Annotated in this window: 12 protein-coding genes; 8 read left to right on the top strand and 4 right to left on the bottom strand. The window is 48.8% G+C overall.

What is annotated here, in order from left to right; genetic code table 11:
* The first annotated feature begins 814 nt into the window (after nucleotides 1-814).
* A protein-coding gene (locus ABWW03_RS08160) for an IS3 family transposase (RefSeq protein WP_353407591.1) occupies nucleotides 815-1,923 on the top strand; the annotation gives its coding sequence in 2 pieces (ribosomal slippage) (nucleotides 815-1,067 and nucleotides 1,067-1,923; 1,110 coding nt in all).
* Nucleotides 1,924-2,320: 397 nt separating this feature from the next.
* Here ABWW03_RS08160 and ABWW03_RS08165 read toward each other — a convergent pair.
* Nucleotides 2,321-2,677, bottom strand: coding sequence for a hypothetical protein (locus ABWW03_RS08165; protein ID WP_353407592.1), 357 nt, complete (start codon nucleotides 2,675-2,677; stop codon nucleotides 2,321-2,323).
* A 120-nt stretch (nucleotides 2,678-2,797) separates the two neighbouring features.
* Between ABWW03_RS08165 and dusA the strand changes: the two genes are divergently transcribed.
* A complete protein-coding gene (gene dusA, locus ABWW03_RS08170) occupies nucleotides 2,798-3,781 on the top strand; it encodes a tRNA dihydrouridine(20/20a) synthase DusA (protein WP_353407979.1) in 984 nt (327 codons plus the stop codon).
* 75 nt (nucleotides 3,782-3,856) lie between these two features.
* Here dusA and ABWW03_RS08175 read toward each other — a convergent pair whose 3' ends face one another.
* Both ABWW03_RS08175 and ABWW03_RS08180 read right to left on the bottom strand, forming a co-directional pair.
* On the bottom strand, nucleotides 3,857-4,699 hold the full coding sequence (locus tag ABWW03_RS08175) for an alpha/beta fold hydrolase (RefSeq protein ID WP_353407593.1): 843 nt from the start codon (nucleotides 4,697-4,699) through the stop codon (nucleotides 3,857-3,859).
* A 113-nt stretch (nucleotides 4,700-4,812) separates the two neighbouring features.
* Nucleotides 4,813-7,011 carry a TonB-dependent receptor gene (locus ABWW03_RS08180; RefSeq protein WP_353407594.1) on the bottom strand — a complete coding sequence of 733 codons (2,199 nt, stop codon included), beginning with the start codon at nucleotides 7,009-7,011 and terminating at the stop codon, nucleotides 4,813-4,815.
* Nucleotides 7,012-7,207: 196 nt separating this feature from the next.
* Between ABWW03_RS08180 and ABWW03_RS08185 the strand changes: the two genes are divergently transcribed.
* Together ABWW03_RS08185 and ABWW03_RS08190 are read left to right on the top strand one after the other, a co-directional pair.
* Nucleotides 7,208-7,675 carry a MarR family winged helix-turn-helix transcriptional regulator gene (locus ABWW03_RS08185; protein WP_353407596.1) on the top strand — a complete coding sequence of 156 codons (468 nt, stop codon included), beginning with the start codon at nucleotides 7,208-7,210 and terminating at the stop codon, nucleotides 7,673-7,675.
* Nucleotides 7,676-7,729: 54 nt separating this feature from the next.
* Nucleotides 7,730-8,830 carry a DUF2817 domain-containing protein gene (locus ABWW03_RS08190; protein WP_353407597.1) on the top strand — a complete coding sequence of 367 codons (1,101 nt, stop codon included), beginning with the start codon at nucleotides 7,730-7,732 and terminating at the stop codon, nucleotides 8,828-8,830.
* Nucleotides 8,831-8,852: 22 nt separating this feature from the next.
* Here the strand turns inward: ABWW03_RS08190 and ABWW03_RS08195 are convergent, their stop codons facing one another.
* Nucleotides 8,853-9,848, bottom strand: coding sequence for an AraC family transcriptional regulator (locus tag ABWW03_RS08195; RefSeq protein WP_353407598.1), 996 nt, complete (start codon nucleotides 9,846-9,848; stop codon nucleotides 8,853-8,855).
* Nucleotides 9,849-10,036: 188 nt separating this feature from the next.
* On the opposite strand from ABWW03_RS08195, the gene ABWW03_RS08200 reads away from it, so the two are divergent.
* The 4 genes from ABWW03_RS08200 to ABWW03_RS08215 all read left to right on the top strand — a co-directional run bounded on the left by ABWW03_RS08200 (nucleotide 10,037) and on the right by ABWW03_RS08215 (nucleotide 14,436).
* Nucleotides 10,037-10,870, top strand: coding sequence for a metal-dependent hydrolase (locus ABWW03_RS08200; protein ID WP_353407599.1), 834 nt, complete (start codon nucleotides 10,037-10,039; stop codon nucleotides 10,868-10,870).
* Between the two features lie 129 nt (nucleotides 10,871-10,999).
* On the top strand, nucleotides 11,000-12,931 hold the full coding sequence (locus ABWW03_RS08205; protein WP_353407601.1) for a DUF3604 domain-containing protein: 1,932 nt from the start codon (nucleotides 11,000-11,002) through the stop codon (nucleotides 12,929-12,931).
* Between the two features lie 101 nt (nucleotides 12,932-13,032).
* A complete protein-coding gene (tal, locus tag ABWW03_RS08210; protein WP_353407602.1) occupies nucleotides 13,033-13,965 on the top strand; it encodes a transaldolase in 933 nt (310 codons plus the stop codon).
* 21 nt (nucleotides 13,966-13,986) lie between these two features.
* Complete coding sequence (locus ABWW03_RS08215; protein ID WP_353407603.1) at nucleotides 13,987-14,436, top strand: TerB family tellurite resistance protein; 450 nt, start codon at nucleotides 13,987-13,989, stop codon at nucleotides 14,434-14,436.
* The last annotated feature ends 7 nt before the right edge of the window (nucleotides 14,437-14,443 follow it).

Genomic DNA, 14,443 nt, shown 5'->3' on the forward strand with positions numbered 1-14,443 from the left:
GTTGATGAATGGGGGATGAGCAGTGAAGGCTCTCCATCGGCACCAGGTAATGGAATAAGCTCTCCAGGAGGGGCTGGGTGGTCTCCATTACCAAGCGGCAATATAACAATTGAACCTGTAGACTAATAGTTATAATCTCTCCCCCTAGTTTTTATTCACAGGGGGAACCTTAAGAGTTAAGGACTCTATGGAGATATTCTATGGATATTTTAGAAATTATAAAATACTCAGCTTTTGCTCTCTGGGTGTATATATACAATGGATTTTTATACAAAAACTATGAAAGGTTGATATATACATTCTTAATATATTGCGCCATTTCCTTTCTTTTTAGATTTTCTCTAAATGAAATGCCTAACGATATCTACGCAGCTCTGTGGGTTATGTTTTCTCCAATTGTTGTAATGTACATATTAGCAGGGTTATTAAGTCGATATGTTAATATACATGACTGGGTTAATAAGAATAACTAGTTACATAGTTCTATGTTTTTCTTTATGCGCCAATAATTCATATTCAAGTGTGAATACCAGGGTGAACTGGAAGTCTATTCGAGATAATAATATTGTAAAACAGAGCACTGATTACTCATGTGGATCATCTAGTGTCGCTACAATATTAAAATATTTCTATTTGACCGACACCTCCGAAAGGGAGGTTCTGTCAAGACTACCAAACTTGGATGATGATCTATCCGCTTCTCTACTTGAACTTTCTAAAGCTGTTGAAAGCTATGTGTAAACCTCCCTTAAACTAGGGACATCCAAATTTAGAGTTCTCCGGCGTACACTACGTCAAAATGGAGAGCCAAAGAATGAAGAAATCACGCTACACGGAAACCCAGATCGTTAAGATCCTGAAAGAAGTAGAAGCAGGACGACTGGTCAAAGAGGTCTGCCGAGAATATGAGATATCCGGCGCAACCTATTACAACTGGAAGTCCAAGTACGGTGGCATGGAAGCGTCGGACATCAAGCGACTGAAAGAACTTGAAGAAGAGAATCATCGCCTAAAGGCCATGTTCGCTGATCTCAGCTTGGAGCACCGGATACTCAAGGATATCGTCGAAAAAAAGCTGTAAAGCCAGCAGTCAGACGAGAGCTGGTTGACTATGCCCGTAAGGAGCATGGCGCAAGCCTTCAAATGGCCTGTCGTGCTGTTGGCATCAGTGACTCAGTCTATCGCTATCGCCCAAATCCAAGTCGCGATGATGAAGTCATTGCCAAGCTTCAGGAATCCGTAGAAAGGTATCCAGCGTATGGGTTCGCCAAGTTATTTAAGATACTGAGGCGCTGGGGGTATACGTGGAATCACAAGCGGGTTCACCGGTTGTACTGCGAATTGAATTTAAACAAGCGCCGTAGAGGCAAGAAGCGGTTGCCCAGTCGTAACCCAGAGCCGTTATCTGTGCCCGCTCAGGCCAACCACTGTTGGTCTATGGATTTTATGAGTGACAGTTTGTTCTGTGGTCGCCGCTTCCGGACATTTAACTTGGTCGACGACTTCAATCGAGAAGCCTTGGCTATCGAGATTGATCTGAACTTGCCGGCCCCCAGAGTCATCAGGGTGTTAGAACGTACCGTAGCGTGGAGGGGCTACCCTAACAAGCTGAGAATGGATAATGGCCCGGAATTTATCTCAACAGCATTGGCGGAATGGGCAGAGGATCATGGAGTCGAGCTTGAGTTTATTAAACCTGGCAAACCGACACAGAACTCTTATGTCGAGCGATTCAATCGAACCTACCGCGATGAGATTCTAAATATGTACGTGTTTCGCACGTTGAACGAAGTGCGAGAGTTAACGGAAAACTGGATCAGGGAATACAATGAAGAACGGCCTCACGATTCTCTCGGCGATCTGACACCTTGGGAATATCTGGCCAAACATGAACCGGAAAACTCTAATTTAGATTGTCACTAATTAGGGGAGGTTTACAGGATGTTTCATATCTCGAACCAATACCCTTTGATTTTCTTCATCTAGATCTACCCACCGAATTCGACAAATCTCGTCTTGACGTCGACTTGAAAATAGAGCAAAAAGAACCACTTCCACCATTGGTATGCTGGCACGGACATCACGATCGTCAAAACACCCCATAAGATTATTTAACTCCTTTAATGATGGGCGTCGAGTACGTTGCGTTGAGTGGACTTTGAGATTAACTTTTCCTTTCGGCACAGGAAGCTAGCGTCATCAATAACTTGTAGATCCAGTGGAATGTTTCGAGCTATTCGCACAGCTCGGAATGCATTCCGAAGCCAAATAATATCGTTGTTCACTGTCGACGCACCCGCTCCTAACCGACGACGCTCGCTTATATGAGAACAGGCTGGCTGGATTTCACCTGGATGGCATCTAGCTTTGACAGAGAATGATGCTTAATCAAGAAATCTATATGACTAAGTTTTGATCTGCCAAACTTGGATTTACCATCAAAATCATCACGGTACCATTCAAGCACTTGGCCGACCGTTACATCTTTATGCTGTATCTGCTCTAGGGCACCTGGACTCTTCAACTCGGATTCTCGCCGCGCAGCCCAGTCCTTTGCTAGCGATTTCTTATCAAATGTTTCGGTTTCTGTATGAACTACTTTACCATTACGCTTTATACGAATTTGCGCAGAGTACTTCATACCATCTTTGCGTTTACGCTTTGTAATTGTCGCCATAATTCTCCTCTGCGGTGCTACCAGAGGTTTGGTAGCACCGAATATTGAAAAATAGTGAAAAATCAGTTTAAAACGGGTCAAAATAAGTTGTTGAAAAATCCTTACAAATCAACCGGAAACATAGATGTAGCAAGGGCTCCAGTGAATCGAAGGTTTACTTTAGCACCTATGATGGACTGGTCTGATCGCCATTGTCGTTATCTTTGGCGCCTGATCAGTCAGCACTCTGTGGTTTATAGCGAGATGGTCACGACGGCTGCCCTATTGCATGGTGGGCAGCATGAGCGGCATTTGGGCTATAACGAGGTTGAACACCCCATTGCTTTGCAGTTGGGCGGATCCTCACCTGCGGACCTGGGCCATTGTGCCAAGCTAGCCGAGGATTGGGGTTACGATGAGGTGAACCTGAATTGTGGCTGCCCCAGTGACCGGGTGCAGGAAGGCAAGATTGGAGCGATTCTAATGGCCGAACCAGCCTTAGTGGCGGATTGTATTAAAGCCATGCAGGACGCCTGTTCGATTGATGTCACCATCAAGCACCGTATCGGTATCGACGATATGGAAGACTATGCAGATATGTGCCGCTTTGTTGAGGCTGTTGCCGAAACAGGCTGCAAAACGTTTATTGTTCATGCACGCAAGGCCTGGTTAAAAGGTTTGAGCCCGAAGGAGAATCGTGAAGTTCCACCTCTGCGCTACCCTTTAGTGCACCAACTTAAACTGGAATACCCCGAGCTGGAAATTATTATTAACGGTGGCCTTAAAAATCTGGACGACTGTGAACAGCAGCTGCAGGAAGTGGATGGCGTGATGGTGGGCCGGGAAGCCTACAGCAACCCTTACCTTCTGGCTGAGGTCGATCAGCGCATCTATGGCGACGACCACACCATTCCGGATCGCATGTCGATTTATCAGCAATACCTGGAATACTGCCGAGAACAACACGCCTTAGGACAAAAGCTGCATTTCATGAGCCGCCATGTTCTCGGCTTGTTTCAGGGGCAAGCTGGCGCCCGCCAGTTCCGGCGACACATTAGTGAAAATATTCATAAGTCCGGCGCCGGCATGGATGTGTTGGAAGCGGCGGCGGAGTTTATTCGCTGATTATCGCAAGCCCCCAACTCGATTGATCCGCACTATAAGCTTGGCGTTTTCACTGAATCTTTCAATCGGGACGGTTCAGTGAAAACGATTCAGTACCTGCAGCAGTTTATGATTGAAAGATTCAGCCTGATCCAGCATCAGGAAATGACCAGCTTTTTCAACACAATGCACTTCGATTTTCTTCCCATACTCGGGAAGAAAATCGCTTTCCACATAGCTTTTTTTTGCAGCTATTGCGATGACTTTACCTCGAAACTCTTTCAGCTGCTCACTCAAACTCCAGAGCATAAAGTTTTCTAGAATCGCACCTCCAGCTAGAGGGTCGGCTCGAGACATCGCGGCAGTGACCCATGCACGCAATTCCGGATCACTACCAGAAGGAAAATACTCATCCATCAAACCTTCCAAGGTTGCATCAAAGCCATTGAGAATGCTGTGTTTAATCGCTTGAGCCGCTTCCACGTTAGCCTTCGGATACAAATTCATATAGGTAAAAGAATCAGCACCAATGACAGCCCGAATGCAGGAATTAGTTTGGTTTGCCGCCGTCAGGGCCAGAGCGCCGCCGATGGAGTGCCCAATCGCGACGCAATCACTGATGCCTTCTTTTGCCAAAATACCGTTCACATATTCGGCCTGGGTATCAAGCCGACAGTTTTTCAGAAAGCTCTTCTCATTTGCTTGCGAAAATTGAGAGCGACCAAATCCGGGATAATCCATGATGATAATATTGAAGCGGCCACATAAGGTATTGAGCTGTCGCTGCCACATTTCAGCAGGCCCGGCCCAACCGGGAATCAACAACAAATAAGGTTCATGCAGGCCAGCATGGAAGGATGTGTAATAGTGTATGCACCCTTCTTTGATTTCCAGTTCAGAAGACGCCAAACTGAATTGGTCGATTAAAGTCAAAGTCATAAATCCACAACTTAAAAATCACATTGTTAAACTGAATATTCGAAACATCTGCCGTACCGACGTGCCCACTTGAACGTGCCAGCACAGCAGAACCGCCATCGCCATAAGATGATTTAGAAGTTATAGGTGAATCTTACACCGGCTTTTCGCGGTGGTAAAACAACCGAAAACGGACGAGGCTCATTGAAGAAAAAGCTGTTAAACACCCGCGTTTCGACAAACTTGTCTGCCACATTGTCCACGAAGAAGTCTACACGCCAATCGTCTTTATACACAGAGGCTCGCAAATCGAGAACATTGTAAGAATCGACCGGGAACTGCAAATCAATGTCAACACCACTGCCCGACAAGATATCACCCACATAGCGATACTGAGCACTCAGCTCCAATTCCGTCTCATTGGCAATATCAAATGACCAGTTAGCACCGATCAGGGCATTTACCTTAGGCACATAGGGGAAACGTTCTCCGGAACGGTCTTCCCCAATGGTATCAATATAGTTGGTATAAGCCGCATCGGTATAACCCGCACTGGCCGTCAGCTCAAAAGAGTCGTTGAGGCGCCAGTTAATATTCAGTTCTGCACCTTCTGAGCGACTTTCACCGGCATTGCCCACGGCGGCAACGGGTAAATTAGGATCGCCATTGAAAAAGACGATCGTTGTTAATTGTTGATCACTGACGTCAATGCGAAATAGTGCCAAGTCGAAATCAATCTGACCATCAAAGAGATTACCTTTAATACCCAGCTCATAATTATCGGAAATTTCAGAATTAAACCCGGAGTTGGAAATTGGGCTGGCGGGCGCAAGGGGGAAGCCACCGGCACGAAAACCTCTTGCATAACGGCTGTAAACACTCACATCATCATTCAATTTAATTCGCGCCGACACAGTGGGGGAAACATTGTCATCATCCAACTTGCCAGACGGCGAACTCACCACAGTGGCCAAATCAACTCCGTTTTGTCGCAATACAAAATCCAATTCAGCTTGGGACTTTACGGTTTCTTTGGCAAAACGAGCGCCAAACCCTAATTCCAACCATTCGTTCGGGTTCCAAATCACGTCCGCGAAGACCGCGTAACCACTGCGGTCCAGGTTTTGGATTTGAGCGTCCACCAATAACTGACTGCCGCCCAATAAGTCGAGGTCGCCAAACTGGATATAGCGATCGGACAGTTGCTTTTCTCTGAACGCATAGACACCCGCCAACCAATTAATATTGTCGCCCCAGTCACCGGCAAAACGAAATTCCTGAGACAATAGCTCTTGAGCACTGCGGATGTCCTGGAAGTTTGGCCCTCGTTCCGGGGAGCCGTCAAAATCGAAAGGCAAAGAGGAATTCACTTTACGATACGCGGTAATGGAAGTCAGTTCGACATCCCCCATTACATAATCAATATTCAATGCTGCACCGTAGTTATCGTATTCCGCATCAATTTGAAAATCACTGCGAACAATATAATCCTGTGTTCCGCGTGGCACACCTGGCAAACCATCCAAACCACGACGATAGGATTTATCAATACTCAAATTCACTTCCAGATCATCACTTGGGGTATAGCGGAAAGCAGTTCGCCAGGAATATTTGCTTTCATCATCAGCCGGAACACTGCGGCCACGCTGATTGCCGCCAGCCGCTTGGGCGGCCACCGGGTTTTCCAGAAAACCATCGGTGCGCGACATATCCGCTGCAATACTGGCAAAGAAATCCTCGGCCAACTGTCCTGAAAATGCCGTTTGAGCACGCACGGTATCGAACTCATCATAGGTCAGTGCAACACGGCCACGAAATTCTTCATCCGGGCGTCGCACCACGATATTCAAAGCACCGCCCTGTGTGTTTCGACCAAAAAGCGTGCCCTGTGGCCCACGTAATACTTCAACTCGCTCAACATCGAGAAAGCCAATATCAAAGGCCAGGGAAGGCACAAATGCACCGTCTACAAAGGTTCCCACCGCAGGTGCACCGGCACTCTGAGAACCCACACCGCGTATCACAATGTTCAGAAAATCGTTACCAGGGGAAAGCAGATTTGAGCTGAGAGATAGGTTCGGCGTTTTACCAACAAGGTTTTCAACATTGTCGACACCGCCTAAAGCCAAGTCATCACCGCTATACGCTTGTATAGAGAGCGGGACGTCCTGCAGTGATTCTTGGCGTTTACGTGCGGTCACGACGACCTCTTCCAAATCGGCATTTGCTTGGGAAGCAGTACCGATTTGGGCCAGCGCTGACAGTGGCCAGCCCAGGCCAGTGATCGCGATTGATAAAGCATATGGTTTCAAAGCATTTTTATTTATTAGCATTGTTGTCAACGCCTCTTCTCGTTCTCAATGATTGTAGTTGAACTGCCCTTACAACAGTTGACAAAGTCAATCATTAATCAAATAATTGACTTTGTCAATCTAACGTGGACAATTTATTCAGGACGTAAGAAATGGCTGAATAGGCAAACAAGCCAACAGCATGATAAGCAACTGACCGAAAGAGACCCTGAATACGATGAGCAAGCCTGCAATAGCATTCGATATCCATGACTACATTCCCTTTAGATTGGTGGTGGCGCAAACCAAGATGCACGCATCGTTGCGCCCGGAAAGTGCCGAAGGTGCCCGCGCGATTGCCGAACTCTCTCAAACGGAGTTTCGCATTCTGGTGTTGCTCGCCTCGAAGGGACCCATGCAACCCTCGGCCGTTGCCGAGGAATATGGCTTCGATCGAGCGATGGTGACACGAGCCTTGTCCAGCTTGGCCAAAAAAGGTCTGCTGACTAATGAGCGCCAGGAAAGTAATCAGCGCAGCAAAATTGCCGTGCTGACGGAGAAAGGCCGGGACTACGCCCAAGTGGAGTTTTCAGTACTGGAACACTATGGCCAACATTTGGACCGGGCATTGGACGCAGGCGAGAAAACTAAACTGTTTGAAATTCTCGACAAGCTCTTGAATGCGAACGAACAATTTGAACCCTAGCGCGGCACACTGAAAAACAACTGAGGGTGCAGCGCCTCACAAAAAGGAAGAAGAATGACTTTTCGTCAGATTTCCGGCCCATTGGGCCGCGCTTGCAGATCCAATTACAGCGGGGCACGCGCACTCTTTTTAGATACTGCCCAAGCGATTGGCTGTCATATTGATCATTACCTGAATGAACGGGTTGTTGGTATTGCAGGAGAAGCGCTGTATTGTGATGTGGCACGACTGGGCCCCGATTCCGCAAGCCGGAAGATCTTACTGTCTTCGGGTGTGCACGGTGTCGAAGCGTATTGTGGTTCGGCTATGCAAATTCTCATCATGCAAAACTTGGTACCCCAAATTGATCTCCAAGATTTGCAGATTATTTTTGTGCACACGCTGAACCCTTATGGCTGTTCACATTACAGCCGCAACAATGAAAACAATATCGATTTAAACCGAAACTTTGTGGATTTTTCACAAGCCCAAAACACTTCAGATGAACAACGTTTGTTTCGGGAACAAGCCTACCCCGCCGATTGGACAGGCACGGATTTAAATCGCTGCTTGCAACGCATTGAACGCTATATCGCGAATTATGGCGCCGAACGATTTCAAACCCTGATGACACAAGGCCAATATTTCAGTCCACAAGACCCCTACTTCGGCGGCTATGCTTCCTGTTGGTCCAATAAAGTGTGGACAGATGTTTGCAAAAAACACTGTCAGGCCAATGTGAATCTGGTGCACCTCGACTTCCACACCGGCCTTGGTCCACGAGGTGCCTGCGAGTTGATTTACACCGGCAGCCCAGAACATGTTCAACGCGCCAGCCAAACCTTCATCAGCGGACGATTGATTGCGCCCGGCGCAAAAGATAGCTCAACGCCCAGCATCAGCGGCCCACTGTGTTGTGGTTTACTGGCCGTCAATCCTGACGCGCTCTGCGTGGCGCTAGAATTCGGCACCATTCCAATTGAAGCAATGCTTGGCACGTTAATCGAAGCCAACTGGCTGCATAACAATCCAGAATGCGACGAAAAAGAACGCCGACGCATTCAAGATAAAACGGTAAACGCGTTTTTCATTTCCGAGCCGGATTGGCTGCATCAGGTTTGGGATATGACCGAAACCTATTTTATGGATGCGCTGCACAGTTTAAATAAAACGTAAATTGGGAAGGCTCATAGGGAACTCAACGCTCGCCGTTTTTTGGCGAGCCTGCAGCCCTGTCTCGCCACGTCGATGGTGTGATGCCGCTCCAACGAATAAACGCTTTGCGGAAATTAGCAACATCATCAAAGCCGGTAAGACGTCCAACTTCTGCGATACTTAAACGGGTTTTACTCAGATACTGTTGTGCAAGATGCAAACGCAAACTGTCTAATAGCTGCTGGAAGCTGCTCCCCTCTGCTCGCAGCTTTCGGCGCAAGCTGCTTTCGCTCATATTCAAACGCAATGCCACTTCCGGGGCACTTAGATATTGCCCACGCTTACGCAATAGAATCTGCTGAACACGCGCCGAGATCAGCGATTTATCGCCCAATTGCCTAGACAGCTCATCGCATTGTTGGCGATACAGCGCCTCATTCACCGGATCGGCTTGTTCAATGTTTCGCGATAGCAATTCCCGATTGATTAAAATGGCATTGTTTGGCGCTGAGAACTCAATGTGTTCACCCAATAACTCCCGGTAGCGCGCAGCATAAGAAGGCGCAGGATAATCAAAGCAATAAGACTGTGCGGCCGCTGCCCCAGGGAAAAGACTCTCAGTACAGTTGCGCACGGTCACAAACAACGACTCCACATTAAATCGTTCGTGGCGACTGCTTAAATGTTTGGCATGACACACCAGAGCGAAGTTTTCGCCACTGGGCAGCAAGGAAATGGACACGTGCGGCATCAAGGCTCTTTGGTATTGCAAGAGCAAGTTCAACGCGGCTTCCGCGGTAGGACTGTTCATCAAGGCATAGCCAAACACCCCCAGACGATCCAAACCAATACGATGCCCAACCTCAAGCCCCAAACCCGGTATGGGTGCAGCTTCTATGGCGATATCCATCAACTGCTCGCGCAGTTCATTGTCGATAATGCGCCCAAGAACTAAGCCCCGTTCACGGGCCAAAGCGGGAATATTGACCCCCAATTCCGACATGACGATCGCAAAGGTTTCTTGAACATCATCAAACATGGTGAGCCCAAACAATGAGGTTGAACCCCCACTATACAGTAACTATTGGCTCATGTTGACTGAAAATAACCCCACATATGATCGAATATAACCCCACACATTATTGTACGGCTGTCTATACTTTATTCTAAGCTCAGCTCGTTAAACGGCTGCGCGAGGGTCAACCCATAACAACAGCCGAGATACCTATGAGCCAACAATCACGTACGCCCGAGCATGTGGATATCCACCCCCGCAATCGCGAACATGAAATCGCCGACTGCCTCAGTCGTGATTGGTACGGCGGCCACCCTTTTAAGACGGCCTGGTTCAACGCCATGTCAATCACCTTTCCGCTGGGCGAGAAATTTTTTATCGATAGCGTACGCCACTTCGCCGGTGAGATTGACGATCCCAAATTAACACAAGAAATTCGTGGTTTCTGCGGCCAGGAAAACGTGCATCGTCGTGAACATGAGCGTTACAACCAAAGCCTGTGTAAGCAACGGGGCTACGATTTAGAGTACATGGAAAACCGCCTGAAGAAGAAGTTGGCACTCAGCGAGAAAATGTACACGCCGTTAGAATTGCTTTCTATTACAGCGGCCTTAGAACACATCACCGCGATCATGGCTGAGTGGGCACTCGACCCGGAAAGCACCATGGCTCAAGAAACCGAAGCCACCATGCGCGAATTGTGGGACTGGCACGCGGTAGAAGAGATGGAACATAAAGCGGTCGCCTTTGACGTATTCAGAGCAGTGGGCGGCGATGAAAAAATGCGTAAAAAGAGCCTTAAACGAGCGACCTTCTTCCTGCTTCTGGATATATTTGTGCATCTCGTGCACATGTTGAAACGCAATGGTCAGCTGTGGAATATGAAAATCTGGTGGCAGGGCATGGGCTTTCTGTTCGGTAAAAAAGGTGTCTTACGTTTAATTTACCCTCTGTGGAAAGAGTACTACCGCGACGGCTTTCATCCTTGGGATCGCGACACTCAGGAACAATTGCAGCGCTGGGAAGACGCTCAGACCGCTTCTTAACTTCTGCTCTCCCCCTCATTTTCACGCATCGCGCCTGTTCAGGCGCGAGCTGTCAATTCCCCCCATTAACATCGAGTAGGAATCGAGGCATATTGGCACCCTGACATAACAACAATAAATGGTGCCACCATGAAAACACTCTCCAAAGTTATAACCTGGCCTGTCTCCAGGCATAACTTTCTGTCATTAGCCGTAGTCGCCAGCAGCTTGGCTTTGGCGACACCCTCCCAGGCCAATTCAGAAAGAGAACTGCTCTGGGGCGATACCCACCTTCACAGTTCCTATTCCTTCGACGCGTATCTGAATCAAAACAAATCTGCAGACCCCGATACAGCCTATCGTTGGGCAAAAGGACAGTGGGTTGTGCACCCTTACACCAAAGCGCGCATCCGCATTAATACCCCACTGGATTTTCTAGTGGTCTCCGATCACGCCGAAGTGATGGGCGTGCTGAAACACATTACCGAAGAAGAAGGTGGACTGGGTGAGCTGGGCTGGTGGGACAACCTGAAACGCTGGTTCTCCATTGAAGTCATCCGCAACGCTATGGAAGATGGCAGCGGTGCCGAATTATTTCTCGATGCCCTACCGAAAAAATTGCATTACCCCGGTAAAGATCCCGTACTGGATCCGGGCAACCCAGAACCGAACGATGTCTTGGGTGATACCAGTGCAGTGGAGCAGCGAACCTGGCATGCGATTGTGGACTCCGCCGAACGCCATAACCAACCGGGAAAGTTCACCACCTTTATGGGTTGGGAATGGAGCTCGATTCCCGCTGGCGCCAATATTCACCGAATCGTGTTGAGCCCTAGCAGTGGAGAACAGGCCAAACAATATCAACCCTTCAGTTTTATCGACAGCCCCTACCCGGAAGATTTGTGGGCCTGGCTGGAAAAAACCCAACAGGAAACCGGCAGCGAGTTTATCGCCATTCCCCATAACTCTAATATCTCAAAGGGCTATATGTTCGATGAGAAAACTCTGCGCCGTGAAGACATCACCGCGGATTACGCACGCACACGCATGCGCTGGGAACCCATTGTTGAAATCACCCAAATTAAAGGGGATTCCGAAGCTCACCCCAGCTTGTCGCCCGAAGACCAGTTCGCGGGGTTTGAACCGTTTGACTATTATCTGCAAACCGGTGATGAACAATATCAAGCTCGCCCCGGAGATTATGTGCGTACAGCGCTGGGCCGCGGCTTGACCCTTGAAAACAAAACCGGCGTGAACCCGTATAAGTTTGGAGTCATTGGCTCCACTGATGCCCACACCGGTTTGTCTTCCGCAGAAGAGGAAAACTTCTGGGGCAAAATGGCTTACGATTCCATTCCCGGCAATAAAATTGGTGGTGCCTTTTCCAGTGACGGCGGCCCCAAAGGTTGGGATATGGCCGCTCAAGGTCTCGCCGCCGTTTGGGCTGACAGCAATGATCGCCAGGGCATCTTCCAGGCCATGCGCCGAAAAGAAGTTTACGCCAGCACCGGGCCACGCATCAGCGTTCGCTTTTTTGCCGGTTGGGATTTTAATGAAACAGATGTGCACGCTGAAAACTTTGCCGAGCGAGGTTATCAAGGCGGTGTTCCGATGGGCGGCGATTTGTATCAGGCTGAGCCCGGCAAGGCACCGCGCTTCATCATTCGTGCAACCATGGACCCCAAATCCAACCCCCTCGAACGTATCGAAGTGATTAAGGGTTGGCTGGATGCGGAAGGCCAGCATCATGAGCGTATATACACCGTGGCCGCTTCGGATAATCGCGAGCTCCCTGATCGTGGTCAGCTCGCCAAAGCCCAGGCCACTCTCTCAAACAGCGGAGAGATCCAAAGCAATGTCGACGGCGCCAGTGAACTGCTGAGCTATTGGCAAGACCCGGATTTCGATGCTCAACAAAAAGCCTTTTACTATCTGCGCGTCTTGCAAACACCCAGTATGCGACACTCGGCAATGGACGCCCAGTCTCTGCAGATTGAAGCCAAGGGCTTTCCGGAGCTGATTCAGGAACGCGCCTACAGCTCGGCGGTTTGGTATAACCCGGGGCACGCTCAAGTCAACTGACAGGTTTCTGTCCCTAAAGCTATGGTAGTATCGGGCAATCTGTTATTAATGATTGCCCGATACGGCAACACAGCAACACCATAGCAAGGAACCTGCACGCCATGAGCACGAGCAAACTCGAACAACTGAAAAGCATGACCGACGTGGTGGCCGATACCGGAGATATTGAAGCCATCGCCAAATATCAACCCCTGGACGCCACCACCAACCCTTCACTGGTCTACAAAGCGGCCCAACTGGAACAGTATCAAGAACTGATTAACGCTGCGGTTGCCGCCACGCACTCACCCCAAGCTGCGGCAGACTATCTGGCGGTCAGCCTGGGCAAAGAAATCCTGAAAATCATTCCGGGTCGAATTTCCACCGAAGTGGATGCCCGCTTGTCCTTTGATCGCCAAGCCACCGTCAGCAAGGCCAAACAACTGATTGAACAGTACGCGAAATTCGATGTAAATCCGGATCGGGTGCTGATCAAAATTGCATCTACCTGGGAAGGCATTCAGGCCGCACGGGAACTCGAGGCCGAAGGCATCCAGTGCAACCTCACCCTGCTCTTCAGCTTTGCCCAAGCCCGAGCCTGTGCTGATGCTGGCGTAACCTTGATTTCTCCCTTTGTCGGCCGCATCTTGGATTGGTATAAGCAGCAGAATCCGGATCAGGACTTCAACGGAGCCAACGATCCCGGCGTTCAGTCCGTTAGCCGCATCTACAATTACTATAAGCAACATGGCTACGGTACGATCGTCATGGGCGCCAGCTTCAGGAACACCCTGGAAATTGAAGAACTCGCTGGCTGTGATCGACTGACGATCAGCCCAGGGTTGTTGGAATCGCTCAGCCAGGATCATTCTGCTCTGGAACGTCGTCTAATAGACGATCACCAAAACACGTTGGACAAAGAGCCGGCTCTGAGCGAAGCCCAATTCCGCTTTGAGAGCAATCAGGATGCGATGGCAACAGAGAAGCTCGCCGAAGGTATTCGCAACTTTATCCTGGATCAGGAAAAGCTGGAGGCTTTGCTGGCGCAAAAATAACCCCTACAGAAAGCAGCTATTATGTTTGATTTTTTTAAAGAACTGTTTGAAAGCTCGAGTGAAGCCACCGCAGAAATCAGTGCAGAAGACAAACTGCACTTAGCCGCTGCGGCGCTGCTGATTGAAATTGCCGTGTCAGATGAGCACTTTTGTGAAGATGAATTAACCGCGTTGGAAAAAATACTGAACGGTAAAATGGGTATTTCTCAGCCCAAGCTGGACAGCATTATCGAACAAGCCAGAGCCGAACAAGGTGACGCGACCTCGATTCATCAATTCACCTCGTTGCTGAACCAGCATTACAGCCCCATACAAAAGCGCGATCTTGTGCAATATATGTGGCAAATCGCTTACGCTGACGGCAATCTGGATAAATACGAAGAGTATATGGTCCGTAAAATTGCTGACCTTGTGCACCTGAGTCACAGCGATTTTATTCTGGCGAAGACCCGAGCCAAGCAGGAGCAGTAAGCGAACG

It is taken from the genome of Pseudoteredinibacter isoporae (genome assembly GCF_040372805.1).
In the GTDB taxonomy this organism is placed as follows: Bacteria; Pseudomonadota; Gammaproteobacteria; order Pseudomonadales; family Cellvibrionaceae; genus Pseudoteredinibacter; species Pseudoteredinibacter isoporae_A.